At 70.8% G+C, this 22,518-nt stretch carries 20 protein-coding genes; 11 read left to right on the forward strand and 9 right to left on the reverse strand.

Annotated elements, in window-relative coordinates; genetic code table 11:
• Positions 1–8: 8 nt before the first annotated feature.
• The 3 genes from ABT403_RS12300 to sigK all read right to left on the reverse strand — a co-directional run bounded on the left by ABT403_RS12300 (position 9) and on the right by sigK (position 2,815).
• The gene (locus tag ABT403_RS12300) at positions 9–1,262 is read right to left on the reverse strand and encodes an NAD(P)/FAD-dependent oxidoreductase (protein WP_344158998.1); all 1,254 of its coding nucleotides are present in this window, start codon (positions 1,260–1,262) and stop codon (positions 9–11) included.
• Positions 1,263–1,466: 204 nt separating this feature from the next.
• A complete protein-coding gene (locus ABT403_RS12305) occupies positions 1,467–2,225 on the reverse strand; it encodes an anti-sigma factor (protein ID WP_344158795.1) in 759 nt (252 codons plus the stop codon).
• On the reverse strand, positions 2,222–2,815 hold the full coding sequence (gene sigK, locus ABT403_RS12310) for an ECF RNA polymerase sigma factor SigK (protein ID WP_425580187.1): 594 nt from the start codon (positions 2,813–2,815) through the stop codon (positions 2,222–2,224). Before sigK ends, ABT403_RS12305 begins: the two co-directional genes overlap by 4 nt.
• An 809-nt stretch (positions 2,816–3,624) precedes the next feature.
• Between sigK and ABT403_RS12315 the strand changes: the two genes are divergently transcribed.
• Positions 3,625–5,211: a molybdopterin-dependent oxidoreductase gene (locus tag ABT403_RS12315; protein WP_344158996.1), complete on the forward strand. Its 1,587-nt coding sequence runs from the start codon at positions 3,625–3,627 to the stop codon at positions 5,209–5,211.
• A 91-nt stretch (positions 5,212–5,302) separates the two neighbouring features.
• Positions 5,303–5,953: a fasciclin domain-containing protein gene (locus tag ABT403_RS12320; RefSeq protein ID WP_344158791.1), complete on the forward strand. Its 651-nt coding sequence runs from the start codon at positions 5,303–5,305 to the stop codon at positions 5,951–5,953.
• 171 nt (positions 5,954–6,124) lie between these two features.
• Here ABT403_RS12320 and ABT403_RS12325 read toward each other — a convergent pair whose 3' ends face one another.
• The gene (locus ABT403_RS12325; protein ID WP_344158790.1) at positions 6,125–6,721 is read right to left on the reverse strand and encodes a TetR/AcrR family transcriptional regulator; all 597 of its coding nucleotides are present in this window, start codon (positions 6,719–6,721) and stop codon (positions 6,125–6,127) included.
• A 169-nt stretch (positions 6,722–6,890) separates the two neighbouring features.
• Between ABT403_RS12325 and ABT403_RS12330 the strand changes: the two genes are divergently transcribed.
• The gene (locus ABT403_RS12330; protein WP_344158789.1) at positions 6,891–7,850 is read left to right on the forward strand and encodes an alpha/beta hydrolase family protein; all 960 of its coding nucleotides are present in this window, start codon (positions 6,891–6,893) and stop codon (positions 7,848–7,850) included.
• Positions 7,851–8,073: 223 nt separating this feature from the next.
• Here the strand turns inward: ABT403_RS12330 and ABT403_RS12335 are convergent, their stop codons facing one another.
• Positions 8,074–8,943, reverse strand: a complete 870-nt coding sequence (locus tag ABT403_RS12335) for a beta-propeller domain-containing protein (protein WP_344158787.1) — start codon at positions 8,941–8,943, stop codon at positions 8,074–8,076.
• 477 nt (positions 8,944–9,420) lie between these two features.
• On the opposite strand from ABT403_RS12335, the gene ABT403_RS12340 reads away from it, so the two are divergent.
• Positions 9,421–10,020: a hypothetical protein gene (locus ABT403_RS12340; RefSeq protein WP_344158785.1), complete on the forward strand. Its 600-nt coding sequence runs from the start codon at positions 9,421–9,423 to the stop codon at positions 10,018–10,020.
• 563 nt (positions 10,021–10,583) lie between these two features.
• On the opposite strand, the gene ABT403_RS12345 is transcribed toward ABT403_RS12340, so the two are convergent.
• A complete protein-coding gene (locus tag ABT403_RS12345) occupies positions 10,584–10,712 on the reverse strand; it encodes a hypothetical protein (RefSeq protein WP_344158783.1) in 129 nt (42 codons plus the stop codon).
• Between the two features lie 53 nt (positions 10,713–10,765).
• Positions 10,766–10,951, reverse strand: coding sequence for a hypothetical protein (locus tag ABT403_RS12350; protein ID WP_344158781.1), 186 nt, complete (start codon positions 10,949–10,951; stop codon positions 10,766–10,768).
• Positions 10,952–11,303: 352 nt separating this feature from the next.
• Between ABT403_RS12350 and ABT403_RS12355 the strand changes: the two genes are divergently transcribed.
• From ABT403_RS12355 to ABT403_RS12370, 3 genes are all read left to right on the forward strand, one after another.
• Positions 11,304–12,194 carry a helix-turn-helix domain-containing protein gene (locus ABT403_RS12355; RefSeq protein WP_344158779.1) on the forward strand — a complete coding sequence of 297 codons (891 nt, stop codon included), beginning with the start codon at positions 11,304–11,306 and terminating at the stop codon, positions 12,192–12,194.
• Positions 12,195–12,658: 464 nt separating this feature from the next.
• On the forward strand, positions 12,659–13,114 hold the full coding sequence (locus tag ABT403_RS12365; RefSeq protein WP_344158777.1) for a hypothetical protein: 456 nt from the start codon (positions 12,659–12,661) through the stop codon (positions 13,112–13,114).
• A gap of 418 nt (positions 13,115–13,532) precedes the next feature.
• A complete protein-coding gene (locus ABT403_RS12370; RefSeq protein ID WP_344158775.1) occupies positions 13,533–14,021 on the forward strand; it encodes a hypothetical protein in 489 nt (162 codons plus the stop codon).
• Between the two features lie 485 nt (positions 14,022–14,506).
• Here ABT403_RS12370 and ABT403_RS12375 read toward each other — a convergent pair whose 3' ends face one another.
• A complete protein-coding gene (locus ABT403_RS12375) occupies positions 14,507–16,018 on the reverse strand; it encodes a WD40 repeat domain-containing protein (protein WP_344158773.1) in 1,512 nt (503 codons plus the stop codon).
• A 162-nt stretch (positions 16,019–16,180) separates the two neighbouring features.
• Between ABT403_RS12375 and ABT403_RS12380 the strand changes: the two genes are divergently transcribed.
• From ABT403_RS12380 to ABT403_RS12395, 4 genes are all read left to right on the forward strand, one after another.
• Complete coding sequence (locus ABT403_RS12380; RefSeq protein ID WP_344158771.1) at positions 16,181–16,438, forward strand: hypothetical protein; 258 nt, start codon at positions 16,181–16,183, stop codon at positions 16,436–16,438.
• Between the two features lie 171 nt (positions 16,439–16,609).
• Positions 16,610–16,906: a hypothetical protein gene (locus ABT403_RS12385; RefSeq protein WP_344158769.1), complete on the forward strand. Its 297-nt coding sequence runs from the start codon at positions 16,610–16,612 to the stop codon at positions 16,904–16,906.
• Positions 16,907–17,092: 186 nt separating this feature from the next.
• Positions 17,093–18,778, forward strand: coding sequence for a serine/threonine-protein kinase (locus ABT403_RS12390; protein ID WP_344158767.1), 1,686 nt, complete (start codon positions 17,093–17,095; stop codon positions 18,776–18,778).
• Between the two features lie 153 nt (positions 18,779–18,931).
• The gene (locus ABT403_RS12395; RefSeq protein WP_344158765.1) at positions 18,932–20,587 is read left to right on the forward strand and encodes a purine-cytosine permease family protein; all 1,656 of its coding nucleotides are present in this window, start codon (positions 18,932–18,934) and stop codon (positions 20,585–20,587) included.
• 51 nt (positions 20,588–20,638) lie between these two features.
• On the opposite strand, the gene ABT403_RS12400 is transcribed toward ABT403_RS12395, so the two are convergent.
• A complete protein-coding gene (locus ABT403_RS12400) occupies positions 20,639–22,381 on the reverse strand; it encodes an immunity 49 family protein (protein ID WP_344158994.1) in 1,743 nt (580 codons plus the stop codon).
• Positions 22,382–22,518: the final 137 nt, after the last annotated feature.

Genomic DNA, 22,518 nt, shown 5'->3' on the forward strand with positions numbered 1-22,518 from the left:
GGGCCGGGTCACCAGCGCGCTCCCAGGGAGTGGGCGGCAGCGGCGCCGGAGCGGCAGCCGTCCTCGTGGAAGCCCCAGCCGTGCCAGGCCCCCGCGTACGCGGTGACCCCGTCGTTCAGGCGGGGCAGCTGCTTGTGCGCCGCGACGGAGGCGGGGGTGTACACCGGGTGCTCGTAGACCATCCGCTCTACGACGCGGTCGGCGGCGATGCCGTCGTCCGCACCCAGGGTGACGATGTAGTCGGCCCCGTCGGGCAGGTGCTGGAGGCGCCGCATGTCGTAGCTGACGCGCACGGGTTCCGTGGAGGGGTCGCAGCCGGTCATCCGGTAGTTCCAGCAGGCGCGGGCCCGGGGCGAGCGGGGCAGGACGGCGGTGTCGGTGTGCAGCACGGTGGGGTTGCGGGAGTACGTGAACGCGCCCAGGAGCCGCTTCTCGTCGGCGGTGGGGTCGGCGAGCAGGCGCAGGGCCTGGTCGGGGTGGGTGGCGATGACGAGGGCGTCGAAGGCTTCGGTGTCACCGTCGCCGGTGGTGACCAGTGCGCCGCGGCCGGCGCGCCGGACCGTCTCGACCGGGCTGGAGGTGCGGACGCGCTGGATGTGCTTGGCGGCGGCGGTGACGTAGGCGGCGGAGCCGCCGGTGACGGTCTTCCACTGCGGTGAGCCCGTGACGGACAGCAGGCCGTGGTGGTGCAGGAACGTGAACAGGTAGGCGGCCGGGTAGGACAGGGCGGTCCGTGCGGGGCAGGACCACACCGCGGCGACCAGCGGCAGAGCGAAGTGGCTGACGAAGTAGGGGGAGAATCCGCCCTTGCGCAGGAAGTCCCCGAACGTGAGGCCCAAGCGGGCCCCGCGGGCCAGGAGACGGCGGGCGCTGCGGTGGAAGACCGGTACCTCGGCCAGCAGCCGCAGGTGCCGTCCCCGTAGCGCGGCCCGCGAGGCGAACAGGGCGGCAGGGCCGCGGGCGCCCGCGTACTCCAGGCCGCAGCCGTCGCAGCGGACCGACATGCTCATCTCGGCGTCCTGCGTACCGATGTCCAACTCGCGGAAGAGCCGGAGCAGGGTGGGGTAGGTGCGCTCGTTGTGGACGATGAACCCCGAATCCACGGCTACCGCGCCCCCGTCGGGGGCCGGCAGGTCGCGGGTGTGGGCGTGACCGCCGAGCCGCCCGTCGGCCTCGTACAGGGTGACCTCGTAGGAGGAGGCGAGGACGTAGGCGGCGGTCAGGCCCGCCACCCCGCCTCCCACGACGGCCGCTTTCCGCAGTTCCACCACAACCGCTCCCGCCACTCGACACGCCGCCCGACTGCTGCGCTTCACCTGTACTTCGCAGCGGCCGGGCGACCGGATTGGAGGAGATCCTCGGGGCGGACCCTTCGTGGTCGTCGAGCCCTCCCGGGCTGATGCCCCACACGCCGGCAGGCGGCGCGGCGTCCCCGGCGGACGGTGTGGCTGGGCGGGTCAGGCGGGTCAGGCGGGAAGGGTCATCAGGAGCAGTGGGTCGGTGGTGGGGTGGGGGGAGCCTCCGGCGGGTTCCAGGGTCAGCCCGACGGCCCCGGCACCGGTGGGGTCGCCGGCGAGGATGACGGTGCCGTCGTGGTCGATGAGTCCGGCGGGGCGCATGGTGCCGTCGTGGTCGAGCCATAGCTGGTAGGTCTTTCCGGCTCCGGGTGCCGGGAGGTTGGCGGCGGTGAAGACGGCCTTGTTCTGACGGGCGGAGGCGACCACCGTGGTCAGCGCGCCGTTGGCGGCTCGTCCGTGGACGGTGCGCGCGTCGGGGGCGGCCAGAACCGTGCTGATCGTGTCGAGTTGCCGCTGAGCTTGGCGGGCCCGGGCCTTGAGGTCCTGTCCGTTCTGCGTCTGCCACACGGCGATTCCGCCGAGTACGGCGGCGGCCACACTGGCGGCCAGCGCCAGGGGCAGGGCCCGCCGGGTCAGGAGGCCGCCGAACGCGGGCGCGTGGGAGGCGGGGGCGGGGGCGGGTACACGCGGCGGTAGTTGGCGAACCCCGTCGATGGCGGCCATGACCTGGGTCTTCGCCGAGGGCGGGGGCGGTTGGGAGACGGCTGCCGCCAGGCGGGCGGCGGTCGTCTGGAACTCGGCGGCTTCCTGCCGGCAGGCCTCGCAGGACTGAAGGTGGGCGTCGAAGGCGCGTCGTTCGTCGTCTTCGAGTGCCCCGAGGGCGTAGGCGGCGGCGAGGGTATGGGCGTCGGCGGCGTGGTGTTTCATGTGGTCACCCCCATGCAGTCGCGGAGCCGGATGAGCCCGTCGCGCATGCGTGTCTTGATGGTGGGCAGCGGCGTACGCAGGGCTTCGGCGACTTCACGGTAGGTCAGCCCCCGGTAGTAGGCCAGGGTGACCGCCTGGCGTTGGAGTTCGGTCAGGCCGCGCAGGCAGCGGCGGACCTGCTCGGCCTCCAGGCGTGTCTCGACCTGTTCGGCGACCTCGTCGAAGGCGGTGGTGTGCTCGCGGGCGGCCTGGGCCTGCTCCCGGTCGGCGGCCGCCTGGGCGGAGCGGACCCGGTCCACCGCCCGCCGGTGGGCGATGGTCGCCGCCCAGGTGGTGACGGAACCGGCTTCGGGGCGGTAGCGGGCGCCCTGGCGCCACAGGTCGATCATGACCTCCTGGGCGACCTCCTCGGACTGCGCCCGGTCGCGCACGACCCTGAGGACGATTCCGAAGATCATCGGGGCGAGGACGTCGTAGAGGACGGAGAAGGCCTCTTTGTCGCCGTGGGCGACGCGTCGCATGACGTCGTTGAGGTCGCCGTGGGCAGGTTCCGCGGGACTGCTGCCGTGGAAGGGGATCGGTTGGTTCACCTGCGGGGCTCCGGCAGTGGTGAGAAGGCGAAAGGGCCTCCGGGGGTGGCCGTCGGGGGGCGGGGCGTCCATCGCATGCCGGTCCTCGTGTCGTCACTCGTGCGGGGCCGTGCCGCCCGCGCGGGACGGTCCGGCCTTGGCAGACCTGTAGGTGTGTCGCCCTTTCTTCGTAGCCGACGCGGCTGCGGATGGGAGGCCACTTCATCACCCGCACGAGCCGGGTTTGACCCATTGGAGGGAACCCGGCCCCTTGGGGCAAGCCGGTGGGAAAGCGGCGGCGAAGACCGGGTGTGTGGGATCCGGAAGGCGTTCACGCGGCCCCTCACCGGCGACGCTGCTGAACCCGTCCTTCGGAACACCTGCATGAACGCCTGACCGTCTGACGCGGGCACAGCCCCGGTCCGGCGCCTCACGACGGGGAGGCGCCGGACCGGTGACCCGACCCGCTGCGGTGCCGGGCGCGTACCTGGGGACGCGCCGCGTGCGATGCCGCTGCCGGCCGGGTCGGCTGCGGGTGGCTGGCGGCACAGCCACCCGCAGCCCCCTTCCTGTCATTCGGCCTGCCCGGCGAGAACCGCGATGACCTGCTCACCGCTGCCCGACCGGCTGACGAACAGGTCCGCGCCAAGAGCCCGGACGATCTTCAGCCCGCGGCCAGCCGGCCCGATCCGCCGCACCCCGCCACCCGGGCGTCGACTGCCATCGCGCGGCGAGCGTCGGTCTGCCCGTCGCCCGCCTCGATCGAGGACCGCAGAGCGGGGCCTTCACTCTTTCGGGGTCGGACCAATCCGCCGGATGGATGCTGCCGAATCGGGGGTGTGAGCAGCTTCCGCAGGATCCTCTCCCGCAGCGCCCTTGGCGCGCTGGCCGGACTTCTGGCCGCGTTCACGGCCCTGTCCGTGGCCGAGCTGGTCGCCGGCGCGCGGCCCGCCGCTGGACCGGTGACGGTGGTGGGCGGGGCGGTCGTCGACCGCACACCGGCGGCGGTGAAGGACTTCGCGATCCGCACGTTCGGGGAAAGCGACAAGTTCGTTCTCCAGCTGGGCATCCTCGCTGTCGTCGCCGTTCTCGCCGTCGGTCTGGGCGTGCTCAGCCTCTCTCATCGGCGGACAGGGGCCGCAGGCGTGCTCCTGTTCGGGGTCCTCGGCTCCGCAGCGGCCCTCAGCCGCCCCGACTCCGCCGGCATCGGTGACGCACTCCCCTCGATCGCCGGAGCCCTCACAGGGGCACTCGCCCTGTACATCCTCGCGGCGAAAGCCATCCCCGTCCCCGCCCCCGCCGGTGCGGACGGCGAGGGGGCCGGGATGTGGAGCAGGCGCGGTTTCCTCGCCGCGGCCGGTGTGACCGCTGTAGCGGCGGCCTCGGCGGGAGCACTGGGCCGGTTCCTCACCGGCCGGCAGGGCCAGGGGGCCGTCGCCTCCCGCGAGAGCCTCATCCTTCCGGCTCCTGCCTCCGCAGCCCCGGCGCTACCGCGCGGAGTTCAGCTGAAGGCCGCCGGGATCAGTGCCTTCACCACCCCGAACGCCGACTTCTACCGCGTCGACACCGCGCTGACCGTTCCCCGGGTCGACGCGGCCACCTGGCGCCTGCGCATCCACGGCGAAGGGGTCACCCGGCCCCGTACCTACAGCCTCGACCAGCTTCTGGCCCGCCCCCTGATCGAACGCGACATCACATTGACCTGCGTCTCCAACGAGGTCGGCGGCCCCTACATCGGCACGGCCCGCTGGCTCGGCGTCCCCCTCGCAGACCTCCTCCGGGAAGCCGGAGTCCGGCGCCCGTCCCAAGGGGGCCAGGCGGACCAGCTCGTGGCCCGCTCCGTGGACGGGATGACCCTCGGATCCCCGGTCGAGGACGTCATGGACGGCCGGGACGCCATGCTCGCCGTCGGTATGAACGGCCAACCCCTGCCCTTCGACCACGGCTTCCCCGTCCGGATGCTCGTCCCCGGCCTCTACGGGTACGTGTCGGCCTGCAAGTGGATCACCGAGATCGAGCTCACCACCTTCGACGCCTACGACCCCTACTGGGTCAAGCGGAACTGGGCCCGGAAGGCGCCCGTCAAGACGCAGGCACGCATCGACACCCCCAAACCGTTCGCCCGACCGGCCGCCGGCCCCGTCGCCCTCGCCGGCGTCGCCTGGGCCCAGCATCGCGGCATCACCCGCGTCGAAGTCCGCGTTGACGACGGCCCGTGGCAGGACGCCGACCTCGCCCCCCAGGCCACCGTGGACACCTGGCGCCAGTGGTCCTTCCCCTGGACGGCCACACCAGGCGGACACACGGTCACCGTCCGCGCCACCGACGGCACCGGTCAGGTGCAGACCGAGCGGCGCGCGCGGACCATCCCCGACGGAGCGAGCGGCTGGCACAGCGTCTTCGTCACCGTCACCTAGACCACCCGGGCGGACGGCCGTAGGGCCGTGTCCCGGGCAGCACGACCAGCTACCCCAACACCCCATGGAAGACCACGAGGAGCAATCGATCATGAACAGCCTGAAGATCCGCCGTACCGCGATCGCCGTCGCCGCAGCCGCCCTGCTGCCCTTCTCCCTGGCCGCGTGTTCCGACTCCGGCAGCGACGCCAAGGCCTCCCCCACCGCGGCCGCCGGCGACCAGGCCAAGACCGGTGAGAGCGCCCCCGCCGGTGACGCGATGACCGGCGGCCAGCCCTTCGGCCCGGCCTGTGCCGGCGTTCCCAAGGACGGCGCCGGCTCGTTCGACGGCATGGCCAAGGACCCCGTCGCCACCGCCGCCTCGAACAACCCGGCCCTGTCCACCCTGGTGGCCGCGGTCAAGCGGGCCGGCCTGGTGGACACCCTGAACAACGCCAAGGACATCACCGTCTTCGCCCCGACCAACGACGCCTTCGCGAAGATCCCGAAGGCCGACCTCGACAAGGTCCTCGCCGACAAGGCCACCCTGACGAAGATCCTCACCTACCACGTCGTGGGCCAGAAGCTCACTCCCAAGCAGCTGGAGAACGGCAGCTTCGAGACCCTCGAGAAGGGTGTGGTCACCACGGCGGGCTCCGGGGAGTCCTACAAGGTCAACGGCACGTCCAACGTGGTCTGCGGCAACGTCAAGACCGCCAACGCCAACGTGTACATCGTCGACACCGTCCTGATGCCCAAGTAACCCGTACCAGGGGCGCGATCCGCCACGGCCGACCGCTGTGGGCGGGCGTGGCACGCCACCTCGCCCGTCGCTGAGCTGGGAGGTCACCGAAGTGGAGGCCCCGGGACGTCATGGCACCCGGGGCCGTCGCGTTGTCCTCCGGAGCCTTGAGTGGGGCAGCCGGGCGCAGTATCAGGTCCCCTGGGGGCGCTGGAGTCCCTGGAGGAGGAGGGCGATCAGGCGTCTGGGGTCGTAGCGGGGGTCGTCGTCGCGTCCGATGCAGAGGTTGCCGATGCCCCGCATCAGCTCGTAGGGCTGCGTGCCGGGCCTGATGTCGCCCGCCTCGACCGCGGCGTCGAGCAGTTGGGCGCAGACGGGCAGCAGTCGGTCGAGGAAGTAGGCGTGCAGCGCGGCGAAGCGGTCGCTGTCGGACTGCAGGGCGTCGGCGAGGCCGTGCTTGGTGACCAGGAAGTCGACGAAGAGGTCGGTCCATTGGCGGAGTGCGTCGAGTGGGGAGTCGGCGCCGGCCAGCAGGTCCGGGCCGGCTTCGGCGCACGCCTCGATCTGATGCCGGTACACGGCGGTCACGAGGTCGGCCCGGGTCGGGAAGTGACGGTAGATCGTGGCCATCCCCACTCCTGCCCGGGCCGCGATCTGCCGGATCGGTGCGTCGACGCCGGAGGTGGCGAACACCTCGGCGGCTGCGGTGAGCACCGTCTCCCGGTTGCGCTGAGCGTCGGCCCGCTTGCTGCGGGACGGCGACTCCCCTCCAGGGCCCTCGGCGGCCATCACGTTCTCTCCTTCGACACCGGTTGACAAAACGGAGCAGCGCTCCGGATAGTAAATGGAGCAGCGCTCCGTTTCAGCTTAGCCGAACGGACACCCCTGACCGCCTTGCCCACCCGCCGACGGCACGAGCCCAGCGGGCGGCAGGCGCCACCGAAAGGGAACCCACACCGTGAGCACATCCCCCACCGCCGACGCCTTGGGCACGCCCGTTCCGGTCCTGTCCTTCAGCCCCGTAGTCCTGGCCGTGCCCGGACGTCCCGTCGAGCTCCAGGTGCGCGTCTCCGCACCCGTCACCGGCACCGGCCTTCCCGTCATCCTCCTCTCCCACGGCCACGGCCCCTCGAACAACCTCTCCTCGCTCAACGGCTACGCGCCGCTCGCCGACTTCTGGGCGGCACACGGATTCGTCGTCATCCAGCCCACCCACCTCACCTCCAGGACACTGACCGACCTGGTCGCGGACGCACCCGGAGCACCCGACTTCTGGCGCTCCCGCGCCGAGGACATGACCCACGTCCTCGACCGGCTCGAGGTGATCGAGAACGCCGTGCCGCAGCTCGCCGGGCGGATCGACCCCACCAAGGTCGCCCTCGCCGGACACTCGCTCGGCGGCTTCACCGCCGCCCTCCTGCTGGGCGCCGGACTCACCGACCCCGACACCGGGAACCTGGTACACCTCCTCGAGCCGCGCATCAAGGCGGGCGTACTGCTCGCCCCGCCCGGCAGGGGCGGCGGTGTCTTCAACGGACCCATGGCCGCGCACTGGCCGGTCATCGGGGCAGTCGACTTCTCCACCATGACCGCACCCGCGCTGGTCGTCACCGGCGACAAGGACGACCCCCGCCACTTCACGGACATGGGCCCGGACTGGCACGCCGACCCCTACACCCTCGCCCCGGGCCCCAAGACCCTGCTCACCCTGTTCGACGCGGAGCACGGACTCGGCGGGATCGCCGGATACGACGCAGCCGAGACAACCGACGAAAACCCCGAGCGAGTCGCCGCCCTCGCCCGGCTCACCGCGGCATACCTGCGCACCCGGCTCCACCCCGGCGACAACGCCTGGCAGACCACGCACGAGGCACTGACGACCGGACCCAACCCGGTAGGACGAGTCGAATCCAAGTAAGTCCCCTGCCGCGCCGGCCTGAAGGGCGAAGGGGTCACGGCATCCGGTGGGCCTTGGGCGCCTCGTCCGCTTGCCTGGCCTGTGTGTGGATCCCGATCGCACTGTCACCGGTTCGGCGCATGACCACCCTCGGAACCACACACACCGAGGCCGGCCGCCCCGTCCTGGCACGATCGGCACCGCCGGGGCCCCGGTCGGGGTACTGACCTCTCTACCTGGCGGTTCAGGGGCGCCAGTCGGCTTCCAGGTCATGGGAACCGGTCTTGGTGAGCTGGGTCAGTGCGGTGCCGTCGGCCCGTACGAGGTAGAGGTGTTCGGGGTCCGCGTCGTCGGTGCCGCCTCTGGTGAAGACCAAAGTGCTGCCGTCCGGGGACCAGGAGGGGTACTTGTCGTTGAAACGCGCCGAGGTGACGCGGTGGAGTCCGGTGCCGTCGGGGCGGACGACGTAGAGGTGGGCGAAGCCGGAGGCGTCCACGCGGCTGAAGGCGATCCGGCCGCCGTGCGATGCCCAGTCGGGCGTCCCGTCGTGGGAACCGGGGCCGGTGACCGCCGTCTGGGCCAGGGTGGACAGCCGGATCTTCATCAGCCTGCTGTTGCCGGCCGCGTCCGCGCGGCTGAACGCCAGGTACTTGCCGTCCGGGGACCACGTCGGATGGAGGTCGTCGTCGGCGGTGTGGGTGAGCCGGGTGGCGGAAGTGCCGTCGATGCCGGCCACGTAGATCTCGCGCTGGGTGCCGACCGGCTTGGCGTAGGCGAGCCGCTTTCCGTCCGGGGACCACGCCGGGTCGGAGGCACCCTTGGTGCCGGGGACGGCCTTCAGGTCGCTGCCCGTGGCGCTCATCGTCCAGATGCCGTCGATGGCGCCGCCGGCTCCGTAGCGGACGAAGGCCACTCGTTTGCCGTCCGGGGACCAGCTCGGCATCACGTCACTGACGGTGGAGGTGTGGGTGAGTTTGACGGTCGCGCCACCGCTGGGAGAGATCGCGTAGAGGTCTTCCGTGGGCGCGGCGGCGGTGTAGCGGGCGAAGATGATCCGGTGGTCCCCCGCCGCCCCCGCGTCTCCCGCGGCACCGAGGGTCAGGGGTACGGCCATGGCCAGCACGGTGGCGGTCACCGCCGCCCAGCGGCGCCGCGGTGTGCGGGTGGAACGGTTCGCGCTGCGTACGCCGGTCTCCTCGGTCCCCGGAGTCCTTCCTGCGGTTCTGCCTTCGCCGGTGCGGTGTTGATGACGTCTCAAGGTATCCACCCGATCCCTCCCTACGGCCTGCTGCCGGCCGCTGCAGCCCGTAACGTCCCACTGATGGGGCTCGGGGGGAAGCGAGGGCACCCGGCGGTGCGCGCCCTGTGACATGTTCCGTACACCGCTGTCACACTCTTCGACATCGCCTACGACAGGGTCGACAGCCTGTGCGACGGGCGGGCGCGTTGCCGGGATCGGCTCGTCACCGACGCACACGGCCTCCCCTGCGGCCGTGGGGACTGAGCGCGCCACCTGGGCCCGCTGGCCGACGGTCTGAGCGGGGCATGATTCCGGAGCGCTCGAAGTAGCGGGCGCTAGTGTTCGAGCGTGATGAACGGGATGAAGCTGGGAACAGAGGCAGCCCGCCTCCTTGCGGCTGCCGACTGCTGCGAGATCGAACGGGGTCTGAGCGACGCCGAGTTCCGACGTATTGAGCGGGAGTACGGCTTTGAGTTCGCCGACGACCACCGTGCCTTTCTGGCCGCTGGTCTGCCGGTCAGCGAGCCGCCCGAGGAGGGTGCCACCTGGGAAAACCCTTGGCCGGACTGGCGCCATGGCGAGCCGGAGGCGATCCGGCAGCAGCTGGACTGGCCGGTCGAGGGCATCGTTCTGGCAGTCCAGCACGGGTACTGGCACTCGGCGTGGGGCCAGCGTCCAGCAGATCCCGACGACGCCTTGGCGGAGGCCCGGGCCTTGTTGGCGCGGGTGCCCAAGCTCGTTCCTGTGTACGCTCACCGGTTCCTACCCGCCGGTGCCGGCTCGTACGGACATCCGGTCCTGTCGATCTGGGGCACCGACATCATCTGCTACGGCACTGACCTGCTCGACTACGTGAACCACGAGTTCGACGACTTCGCCGCCCACACCCCCGACAACTGGCGGCCACAGGCAACCGTCGGCTTCTGGCGGGACTTCCTTTCGAGCATCTGACAAAGACCCGAGTGGTCCGTCTCGATCGACGTACCCACGGACCGCCCGCCCGGGCAGTCCGACCCGCCAGCTACGGCAGCCCAGGGAGACCGGTCGGGACGAAGGCAATCCATGCCACGTGATGCCGATTCCTCCACCGGCCTCAGTCGGGGCGCAGACCAGGACACCGGCCGGCGGACGACCGGAACGCCCGCCCCCCCTGCCGATCGGGCACGGTCCGATGACGGTGACAGGCCTTGACCCCGACCTTTCATGACGGCACGTCGGTTCGTCTGGCGGGGCGCTTCGGTTCTTCGGCCTGATGGCCAGCACGTCTGCGGACCGGCTGTGGCGCCGGGCGGGCGCCGGCGCCCTGACACGCGACGCGTCGGCACGCCCACCCCTGCGTCGACGGGGTCGCCCAACACGTTGCTTGCCGAACGCGGCCCCGCTGCCCGCCGCCGGGCGGGATCCCCGCCGACGCCGTTCTTACCTCACCCATAGGCGCCGGTCGGGTACACGTTCCGGGTGTCCGCCAGGCACCCGGAACGAGAAGGTCACGGACCGTCCTTACAGGGCAACGGCTACCTGACGCCCGTCTCTCCACGCTCCCAGACGCGGAAGGCCAGCCACCGATGACACCGTGCGCACTCCGACCACTCGGCGACCTCCAGGTCGTCGTTGCAGCCGTGGACGAGCTCGGTATAGGTCAAGCGCGGCGTGTCCTCCCCGCACTGCGGGCATGCCGCGACGCGACCGCCAGACGTCATCGCCGTCCCCTCCCACCGGGTCGTCCGGCGATCAGGAGGCAGGCGAGTGCCGGCAGCGGCCATTCCCCCTGGAGAGCGGCCACCTGAGCCGAGGGGGACATCACCAGCACGATGCCCAGCACCAGCGTGGCCACGAAGGCCACGCTCATACACGGCAGGTCTATCCTGAAGTTGACGAGCACGAGGATCTCCTTGTGTTTGAGCAGAAGGCCGGCCGCTCCCTGCTTCCGCCCAGAAGCACCAGGGGGCGGCCATGGCCTTTGTCGTAAGGCCTCACGATGCGGGCCTACGGTCCAGCGCTTCGAAAGGTCACATGGAGGAGGCGCCTCCTTCCTCTTGTCGACGCGGGCCGCCGCCGACGACGACCGCTGCCCAGAGTCTGGAGCCAGGTCCACCTGAGGACAACGGCTGGGAGACGCGCGTAGAACACACCGGACGAAGGAGAACACTCCCAAACGCTGGCGAAGCCCTGTAGCGCTGACGAACAATGACGAACCGACAGTGCCGTTCTGTGTCATTCACGGGGGTGGACATATGCCTGGCCAGCGAACTTCGCCGGAGCCGCCGGATGCCCAACTCGCTTTCGCCGCTGAGCTGCGCGAACTTCGACGGCGGACCTACAAGAAGCCGACCGAGGAAGCGTTCGCCCGGAAGATGGGGTGCGGTCGCAGCACCGTCTCGGCGATCCTGAACGGTCGGCGATTCCCGAACTGGGAGCACACGGCGGCCTTCGTCGAGGCATGCGGTACGGATCCGTCGAAGTGGCGGGAGCGATGGCTCCAGGCGAACCGGCAGATCGAGGAAGCCGCCAAGGGCCACCCCTCCCCCTTGGCGCAGTTGCCGTTCATCAGCAAACCGGAGGCCAATGGGGACGCCCTGCTGGCTGCGCACTGGTACCGGAACAACCGCGAGTTCTACGAGGCGGCTTCCGCGCGTGCCCAACAGGCCCGCTCAGAGATCCGGGTCACGTACACGCGCCGGTACCCGCCCACTCAGTACACGACCCCGGCCTCCGCTGAATACTTCAGGACCATCTTGAACTGGGCCAGCGAAGACAGTGACGACGAGCGCAGCGTACGGCGCATCATCGGCATCCCCGAACGTGACGGCGCACCTGACGGTGACATGCTCTCCTGGGCTCGCCAGCACTACGAGGACAGCAAGCACATCCTCACCTACGAGGCGAGCGTGTTGCGGTGGACCGCGGCGGCTGACGGTCTGAACATGGCGCTGATCGACGACAGCGTGGTGTTCTTGGCGTTCTCCGGAGGGCCGCGTCAGAAGTTGAACGGCTTCAGTGTCGAGGACCCCACGTTCATGACCTACTTCGCCGCGTACTTCGACCAGCTTTGGGCCGCTCTCCAGCCCCTGGGGACTTACCTCAGCGCAGTAGACGGCAGCCGCACCGACAAGCCTGGCGGGTAGGTCACGCGCGGCGGCGGGACTCGGGCGAGGCGTTCGCGAGCTGCGGGGGCCAGGACGTGGTTGGGGTGGTGGGAGTTGGCCAGGGTGAACTGCCGCAGGGGTCTGAAGTGGGCGTAGACGGGGCTGCCCCAGGGTACGTGGGTCGGGGTGAAACAGCGGTGACCGTGCTCGCGTGAGACCGCTGCTGACTGCTCCGGGCGGCCGCACGGGCTGGAGCTGAGGGGTGGCCGTCTGTTATGGCCGCTCGGCTTCTGCTGGCGTTGAGGGCAGGTTGTACCACTTCGAGGCGTACGAAGGGACCGGGGCCCACATGCTCGACCCGCGCTAGTGGGGGGTGGGCAGAGGGGTGGTGTGTTCCCAGGTGTCTCGATCACGGCAGGGGTCAGGTGGGGGACCTCGCTGGGCCCGGTGAGGCCGGAGCTGGGGGCTCCGGCATACGCTTACAGCACTGATGAGGGAGGACAGTGGAGCTCACCACGCCGGTTCCGGAGCGAAAGCTTGGGCCGTATCCGTTGGATGAGGACGGAATCGCGTCCCTGCTTGCCCGCTATGCCTTCGGTGACTCCTGCCTGCGCCGCGTCATCCTTGATCAGGAGTACGGTGCCCGGGCAACACGGGGCCGGGCCGTCCGGCTCGTGATCGATGCCAGGGTGGTCAGCGATGAGCTGCGCTGGGAGCCCGTGTGCCTGGATCTTGTGGACGTGCGGCGGTTTCGCATCGACGAGAGCGTCGGGTTCAGCTGGGTGCTGTACGACCCACCGCAATTCACACACTTCGATGGACTGTTGCAGGTTGATCTTTGCGCCGAACGCTTCGACGGTCCACCACCCGTGAGTTCCGAGGAAGTCTTCGAGGGGTCGGAGCTGGTCTTCGCGGCAGCCGGCGGCACCTGGAGTGCCCTGCATCCGTGGGCTCAGTGAGACTGCTCTCCAGGGCCTGCGTCGGGTATCCGACGCTGACATAGGCGAGCCACTTCGCGGCGTCCGCCCCGCCGCGGCCGGAATTCCTGCACCAGCAGCACGTGCGTGACCTTGCAACCCGGACAGCGCGTACGGAGTGGCCGCAGAAACAGCCGCGCCCACAGATCACCCCGGATCGACCGCGGCCTGCCATGACACCACGGCGCCAGAACCTCACCGCAGGACGGACACGTCGACCGGCCGAGCCACACCCGAGCCACGATCAGCACCGAGATCCTCCACCTGGCCTGCAACGATCGGCCGGAACCTCTCCAGACGGGCCAGTATGTATGTTCGGATCGCCCGGTTGGCGGCCTCCACCGGAAGACGACCTCACCTCGCCACCGTGCCTTCATCTGATAGCAGCGATGATGCCCCCGTGGCGACAAACCTTGAACTCTTCGCGGACTATCACCAGATCCACGTCATGGACGAGGAATCCGAAGGCGACTTCGGGGACGTATGGACCGACCAGACCATCCTGGACGGGCTCGGCGTCACCGACGGCGCTCTGGCCATCGGCACCGCCGTCAACGTCACCGTGGCAGTCAGCGTCCATGTCCTCGCGGAACGGCCCCACGATGACAGGGACAACTTTGATCACGTCGTCGAGGCCAGCCTCCACCTGGCTTCGGGACGCCTCGTCGTGATGGGCTGCACCGACTACCTCCCCGACGCGGCACGCTTCGCCATGCCCGCCGACTGGATTCGGGTACGAGCCTCCCGGCGGAACCTCGCTGCTGCCGTCGATGCGGACATCGACTCGTATGAGTCACCCGAGACCGCCGAGCAGCTCCGCCTGCAGGCCTGGCCCGCTCTGTTCTCCCCGCCGCACATCATCAAGCGGTGGGTACGGCCCGAGATGTAGTCGGCCCTCGCGCGTCGGCTCTTCGGGCACACCGTGTCGTCGCACACCAAAGAACATCCCGGAGATCCGGCCCTTACACGAACGTCGCCACCGCGACGGTCGCCAAGCCGAGGTTCCCGTTCATGCAGAACATAGCTCGATGGGCTGCGGCGCGCGCTGACGCGTGAGGCCAGTGCCGGACTCCGCGCCGCAGTAAGACCGCCACGGTGCGTCGGACGTCGTCCATCGCCTCGCGCAGCATGACCGTGGTATCCCGGGCGCGGGCGACGGTTGAGCGGCGGCCGCAACGGTTCGACCGTGCTCCTGGTCCCGGTCGTGCTCGCCCACGCCTCCGTCGTCCTCCGCGCCGGTGGGCCGCATCAGGGCGTGTGGAATGTCCTCAGGTAGGTGATCTCGACCATGTGGCAACTGACTTCGACAACCCGGCCCATCGGCTTCGCGGCCCGGACGGATCAATCACTTTCCCCCTCGTAGACCTGGCTGGACTACCCGAGAGGGGTGATCCACAGTCGTACGCTGCCGTCGGCTCCGGTGGTGGCGAGGAGCTGGCCGTCCGGGGAAAACGCGACTCCGGTACTGCTCCCACGGTGGCCGGTAAAGACCGTAGCCGGTCTACGCGATACGGCTTCCCAGAGTCGTACGGTGCCGTCGGCTCCGGTGGTGGCGAGGAGCCGGCCGTCGGGGGAAAACGCCAGCCCGGTGCTGCCGCCGGGGTGGCCGGTGTGGTGACGGTGCGCGGCCACCGGTCTATGGGTTCCGGTTTCCCACAGTCGCACGGTGCCGTTCGCTCCTGTGGCCGCGAGGTGCTTGCCGTCGGAGGAGAACGCCAGCCCCGTACTGCCGCCGGGGTGGGAAGCGAGGGCGGCGGTCACTTCTTTGGCGAAGGGGTCCCAAAGCACCAGTTCGTCGTCCGGGCCGGTGGTGGCGAGGAGCTGGCCGTCGGAGGAGAAGGCCACCACGCCGCTGCCTCCGGAGCGACCGATGTAGTGGCTGAGCACGTCCCCGACCAAGGTGTCCCACAGGAGGACCTCGCCGCTGCTTGCGACGGTGGCGAAGTGCCGGTTGTCAGGGCAGAACGCGATCCCGATGATGTCCAGGGAATCCCCGATGAAGGTGATGGCATCGCTCACGGGGTCCCACAGCCGCAACCCTCCGTCCCCGCTGGTGGCCACGAGGAGCCGGCCGTCGGGGGAGAACGCCACCCGCGATATGCCGCGGGCGCGCCAGTCGTGGCTGGTGATCAGTTCGTGAGCGATGGGGTCCCACACCCGTACGGTGCCGTCCACGCCGGTGGTGAGGAGAAGCCGGCCGTCGGGGGAGAACGACACTCCGACGCTGCCTCCGGTGTGGCCGAAAAGGGGCTCCAGGTCGAAATACTCACCCCGTCCCAGCGCGCTGAGGACGACACGGGCGGCCATGCCCCGTAAGGCGACGACCTGCCGCAGGCTGGCGATCTCCGCAGGGCCGGGGTGCGAAGTGCCGGCTTCGTCGGACGCAGGCTCGTCGGCGGACCCCGTGTTCCCCTCGCCTGCGGGGAGGTTCCGCTCCGCTGTCGGGCTGCCGGTAACCGTCGTGCCAGCCACAGCGTCGCGACGGTTGACAACCGACGTCTTCCCGTCGAGCTTGCCCCGGTCCTGGAGGACTTTGAGCCGGCCCCACCGGGACTTCCACTCAGCGAGCCGTGGGTCGCTGAGGGAGGGGAGCGGCCCCCGCTCCGTGTCGAAAGCGAGCAGAGTCCGGACCAGAGCCACGAGGAAGTCGATGCTCGGCAGGTACTCGCCGGCCATCACGCTGCCGATCCCGGTGACGGAGAGAGGTCTGCCCACCGGGGCACGTCTGCTGATTCTCCGGTAGGAGGGATGGCCTTGCTCGATCCGTAGAGCCCGCAGGGCCTCCGCTAACGCCGCCAGCGCCTGATCGAAGTCCTCGTCCTCCCTGTCCCTGCTCCCGTTCGCCACTTCGCCCCCCCTGACGTCCCCGACCTCGTGTCGGAGCAACGGTAGAGCCGCTCCACCGGAAACTGCCGGACTATCCCGGAAACCGCCGGACGTTCGAGCGGATTCCGCCGCGCGGACCGGCCTTTCACGGCGGCGATCGGCTTTCCCCGGGTTTGTCCGCCCAGTGGTGGATCCGGCCAGCGACTGAGCTGAGCTGGAGCCATGACGGAAAACACGAGCGACTCTGCCGACCGCTCCACCTCCACCTCCACCTCCACCTCCACCTCCACCTCCACCTCCACCGGGAGCGTGCCGTTCCTCGCCGCGCGCACTGCCCTCGTCCTTCTTGCCGCAGTCTTCATCGGGATCGTCGTCGGTGGCCTGAGCTTCCTCAGCGGCGCCTCGACGGCCGGCGCCGTGCTGGCCGGTCTGACCGCCTTCGGCGCGACCGTGCCGGTGTTGCACAAGCTGATCAGCTGAGCCCCGAGAGCCACACATGGGGCGGGAGGGACGGTTATCCGTCCCTCCCGCCACGAGATCCGGGCCGAACCCGCCGCCTGAGCCGGGCGGTCGCACCGGGGCTCGTGGGTCTGTCACGCTGATCCACGACGGCGGGCGCAGACCTCCCGCCGCACGATGCGAGGGGGCCGGGTGGCGGGGTTCGAGCGGGAGCCGGCGGAGGTGCGGATACCCAAGAGGGCGCTGGACGCCTTCGCCGCAGCGCTGAGCGTGCGCACGGTGGCGATGCGGACCTGGCCCGACGGCATCGAGTGGATGTACCCGGTGGGCACGTGGGACGAGGCGCACCTGGAGGTGGCGCTCGTGCCCGGCGGCGAGGAGGTGTGGCTGCGGATGTCCACCGACCGCCCCAGCGTCGCCGTGTGGACCATCGAGCAGTGGTGGGCCTTCGCCCGGGAGCTGCCCGGCGCGACGCCGCCGCAGGGATGAGACGCGAGAGCGAGCATCCGGGAGCGGCCGTGGCGTGGCCAGGGAACCGGCCGCACCGCGCGTGTGTTGGCGGCCGACGTTTCCGGATCGGTGTGCTCCGTCCCTCGGTCGTGCGCAGGACGTCGAACTGGCGGCGGCGGCAGTGAGTTTGACGGTGTGCCATACGCCGTAGGGTGGGGCATCGTGATGAACGGCAGCGACGACATACTGACCCCGCTCAGCCCCCTCGACCCGCGCGAGGCCTCCGGCTACCGGCTGCTCGCCCGGCTCGGTGAGGGTGGGATGGGCACCGTGTACCTCTCCCGCACTCGGGGCGGGCAGCCGGTGGCGTTCAAGGTGATCCGCCGCGAGTACGGCCAGGACCCTGACTTCCGGCGCCGCTTCGAGCAGGAGGTGCGGGCGGCGCGCCGGGTGCAGGGCTACCACCTGGTGCCGGTCGTCGACCACGACACGACGGGGCCGCTCCCCTGGATCGCCTCGGCCTTCGTTCCCGGGCTCACGCTGGCGGACGTGCTCGCCTCCTTCGGCCCCCTCCCCCTACCCGCCGTCTTCCAGCTGGTCGGCTGTGCGGCCAGGGCGCTGGGTTCCATCCACGCGGCGGAGGTCGTTCACCGTGACCTCAAGCCGGCCAACATCCTGCTCGGCTCGACCGGCCCGTACGTCATCGACTTCGGCATCGCGCGGGCGGCCGAGAGCACACAGCTGACGCACAGCGGCGGCATCGTCGGCACCCCGCAGTACATGTCGCCCGAACAGGCCCTGGGCGAGCCCGTCACCGCGGCCGCCGACGTGTTCTCCCTCGGCCTGATCGCGGCGGTCGCGGCGACCGGCCGGCACCCGTACGGGGAGGGCGGGGCGACCGCCCTCGCCGTGCGGATCGCCAACACCGGGCGGGCGGCGCCCGATCTCAGCGAGTACCCGGCCGCGCTGCGGACCCTGCTGGAACGCTGCCTCGCCGCCGAGCCCGCGGCGCGCATCACGACGGACGAGCTGGCCGTGCTGTGCGAACGGGCTGCGGGGCGGCCGCTGCGCGCGTTCGACGGCTGGCTGCCGGCGCCGCTCATGGAGCGCATCGCCCGCCGGGAGGCGGCCGCCGCCCGCCCTCCGGAGCCCACGCCGACCCCGACCCGGCCCGATGCCGACGCCCACTGGTCGGGGCAGTCCACGGTGACGGCCCCGCCGAGGCGCGGACCGGCCCACCCCCCGCAGCCGGCACAAGCCCCCTCTGCGCGATCTGCCCCGGGGGTGCGCCCCGTCGTGCTGGCCGCGGGCCTCGCGGTGGCCGTGGCCCTCACCGCGGTCGTGACCCGGGCGATCGTCAGCCCCGACGGCGGCGCGGGCGCCTCCGGCGGGTCCCAGACGGACCGCAAGCCCACGGGGGCGTCGGCCCCCGCCTCCCCGGCGGCCTCCGGCTCCCCGTCCAAGCAGGCCGCGTACACACTCGTCTTTGAGGACAAGCCCCTCACCCTGCGCGCACCGGCCTTCAACACCGGCACGCACGTCGACCTGGACGCACCGAAGCTGTTCCCCGACGGCAAGATCGGCGTGACCGACGGAATGGAACTCACCTATCAGGACTGGGGCGACGCCGACCTGAGGTTCCTCACTCCCATGGGCAAGAGCGGCGGCACCACGCCCGAGGCGTGCAGGACCGGTGTGGACACCGACACCCTGCCGGCCGCACTCCCCCGCAAGGACCTGAACCTGGGCACGCCCCTCGCCAAGGGCACCGTGTTGTGCACCGTCACCAGCGAGGGCAACCTGGCGATGCTGCGGATCACCGACGTCGTGCCGCCCGCCAAGGGGGGCGGCCTGTCCTCCGACATGCCCGACTACGTCACCACCCTGACCCTCTGGAAGATCTCCAAGTAGGCCCGAGCGCGGCGTGTGCGGCGTGCGCGCGCAGGCGTGTCTCCCGCAGCAACATGGTGTTCACCGCACGGCGCGCCCGGGGTAACAACCGCTTCCTAGCGTGGCCGACCGCAGCGCAGCGCTGGCACCCACCCCCACCGGGAGGCGTCGCACATGAGCACCACCGAGTCACCGTCATCCCAGACCGTGCCGGACCCGGCGAGGACCGCTCCCGACCAGGCGGTCAAGGAGACGCTGGAGGACTACACCCTCCGTTTCGCACCGCGCGGTTACCGCCGCTGGACGCCCATGGTGGTGGCCACCACGGCCCTCGGCGGCATCGCCTACATGGCCGACTTCTCCATCGGAGCCGGCATCGGCCTGGCCCACGGCACCGGCAACGCCCTCGTGGCCATCGCCGTCGCCGCGGTCGTCATCTTCGTCACCGGCTTCCCCCTGGCCTACTACGGCGCGCGCTACAACATCGACCTCGACCTCATCACCCGCGGCTCCGGCTTCGGGTACTACGGTTCGGTCCTCACCGGCATCATCTTCGCCAGCTTCACCTTCATCTTCTTCGCCCTCGAAGGCTCGATCATGGCCCAGGGCCTCAAGCTCGGCCTCGGCCTGCCGCTGTGGCTCGGTTACGCCGTCTCCACCCTCATGGTGATCCCGCTGGTCGTATACGGCATGAAGGCGCTCAGCAGGCTCCAGGTGTGGACCACCCCGATCTGGCTGCTGCTCATGGTCGGCCCGCTGGTCTACCTGGTCGCCGAGGACCCCGGCACGGTCGGCCGGTTCCTGTCCTACGCCGGTACGGACGGCGACGGCGCCGTCAACGCCGCCTCCGTCATGCTCGGAGCGGGCGTGTGCCTGTCCCTGATCGCGCAGATCGGCGAACAGATCGACTACCTGCGCTTCATGCCGCCCAGGACCGAGGCGAACAGGCGCGCCTGGTGGACCGCGGTGGTGCTGGCCGGCCCCGGGTGGGTGCTGCTCGGTGCGCTCAAGCAGGCCATCGGCGTCTTCCTCGCCGTCTACGTCCTCGCCGAGGCCGGACCGGCCGCCGCGCCCGAGCCCATCCGGCAGTTCCGCGGCGCCTTCGACGCGATGATGCCGCCCTGGGCCGTCGTCCCACTGGCCGTGCTCCTGGTGGTCATCAGCCAGATCAAGATCAACGTGACGAACGCCTACTCCGGCTCGCTGGCCTGGACGAACGCCTTCACCCGCGTCACCCGGCACTACCCCGGCCGCATGGTCTTCGTCCTGGTCAACCTCGCCTTCGCGCTCGCCCTGATGGAAGCCGACATGTTCAGCTTCCTGAGCGGCGTCCTGGGCTTCTACTCGAACTGCGCGATCGCCTGGGTGGTCACCGTCGCCACCGACATCGGCATCAACAAGTACGTGCTGAAGCTGTCCCCGCTCCGGCCTGAGTTCCGCCGGGGCATGCTCCACGCGGTCAACCCGGTCGGCGTCGTGTCCTTCCTCTCCGCCTCCGGCCTGTCGATCGCCCTGTACTTCCACCTCTTCGGCGACGGCCTCCAGCCGTACTCGCCCGTGGCCGCGGCCGTCATCGCCTTCATCGCCACCCCACTGGTGGCCGTCGTCACCAAGGGCCGCTACTACCTGCGCCGCGCCGACGACGGCATCGCCGAGCCCCTGCTGGACACCGACGGCAACCCGAGCGCGGTCACCCTCGACTGCCACGTCTGCCACCAGCGCTACGAGCGCCCCGACCTCACGGCCTGCTTCGCCCATGCCGCGGTCGTCTGCTCCCTGTGCCTGAGCACCGACAAGACCGGCGAACACGTCCTCCCGGCCACCGTGTAGGGCGCACCCGGTCTGCGACGCGGGCCCGGCCGAAGAGCCGTCGTGGGGCTTCTAGAAGGGTTCGGCGGTCCTCAGGAGGTACTGCGGCAGGTAGGGGGACTCCACGCGGATGGCCCAGCCCCGGCGGCGGGCGTGGCAGGTCAGGGCGAGGACGTCGAGGTCGATGGAGACGTCGGGGCCGTCGGCCCGGTCGGCGACCTGGTGGTAGGCGCGGTGGGCTTCGAGCGCGTCGGCCAGGGCGAGGTTGAAGCTCTCCTCGTCGCCTTCCACGAGCTGCGACAGCAGCACGGCCGGCGGCAACGCGATGCCCCAGTCCTTGGCCTTCTCGGCCTCCTCCAGCGCCCGCCGCGCGGCCGCTTCGGGGTCGGCGCCCTTCAGGTAGGCGTGGAGCGCTTGGCGGTACGCGGTGAACGCGGATCCGTCCGCGCCGGCGAAGGCGGGACCGGTGAGGACCAGGGGAGCGAGGTCCTCGCGCACGCCGGTGGTCAGGGCGAAGGCGGTGGCCATCTGCCAGTACCCGGCGCCGGCTTCCCTGCCCCGCTTGGCGGGGTAGCGCAGGGTGCGGCCGCCGATGGACACCTCGACCTCGGTGTCCGGCTCCGCCAGCGCGATGCGGAACAGGGCCGCCCCCATCTGGGAGGCCAGCCGGAGAGTGGCGAGCTGGGCGTCCGCGAGGTCGCCGGGATTCCCCGCCCGCCACTGGAACAGGCGCTGCTGGTCCGCCAGCAAGCCGGCCAGCTGCCCGACGGCGAGGGGCTTGCCGTCGACGGCGGTGAACGCTTCGTGGAGGCGCTCCTCGTACATGACCTCGATCCGCTGGATCCCCTCCCGCTCGCAGGCCGGCCGTTCCACCACGAGCGGGCCTGCGGCGAGCGCGGCGACGGCGTCCGGCCGCCGGTTCCGGCCGAACCCCGCGACCCGAGGTCCCCGCGACGACTCGAAACCGGTGACCAGGGCGTGCGGGAGGTAGTCGCTGCTGACGGCCGGCGCCCAGCCCAGCGTGCGGTACGCGAGGGCGGCCAGCGCGATCGGGACGAGCGGGAGGAGGCTGCGCGGGGAGGTCGTCGAGCCGTGCAGGGCGGCGTGCCGGGTCAGGAGGCCGGCCAGCGCCGCGTCGAAGGCGTCCCGGTCCTCGGCCGCCAGGGCGCGCAGGGCCTGGAGCGCCACGCCGTCCGGCCCGTCCAGGAGGGGTTCGCCGGTCTCCTCGGCTCGGGTCCGGATCCGCCCCAGGGCCGCGTCGACGGCGGCGAGCTTGGCCTGGGCGCTCGGCGGGTACGCGCTGCCCTCGTCGCCGGTGTCGTCCAGGACCACGGCCGTCAGCCCGGTGGCGAGCTCGCCGACGGGGATTCCCTCCGTCCGCCCGGCGAACTTCCGCCGGGCGAAATGGAAGGCCTCGCCGTGCCACTTCGCCCTGTCCCGGAGCACCGACAGGCACAGTGCGTCGATCCACTCCCCCGGTGTGACGCTCTCCTCGGGGGCGCCGTCACCGGGTTCGTAGCTCATGCCGAAGTTCACGTAGGCCAGGAAGACGTCGAACGTGCAGTGCGGGTGGTACGCGGCATAGGCGACCGCACCGGCCGCGGCTTCGCAGGCGTCCTTGAGGGCGGCCTCGGCCTCCGGGGTGTCGAGGCCGGGTGTGCCGACGGACACGGCGCCCAGGTAGTCGAGGAACTCCTCCGAGATCGACCGCCATGCGTACGTGTCCATCCGCCCGGCCTTCGCCATGGAGTGGACCTGCCGTCCGACGCGGTTCGTGAAGTCCTCGCGCGCCGCCGACACGGCGGCCCCGCTCACCTGGTGACGCTCTATTCGCACTGCCCCAGCTCCTTGATCGAATCTCCGCTACAGCCTAGGGGCACGGGCGGGCTGTCACGGGGTCGCGGTACCGAGGTTTTCTCCGGGCTCGTCGGGGCTCGTCAAGAAGCGTATTT

It is taken from the genome of Streptomyces sp. NPDC000075, from assembly GCF_040301925.1.
GTDB classification, from domain to species: Bacteria; Actinomycetota; Actinomycetes; order Streptomycetales; family Streptomycetaceae; genus Streptomyces; species Streptomyces polychromogenes.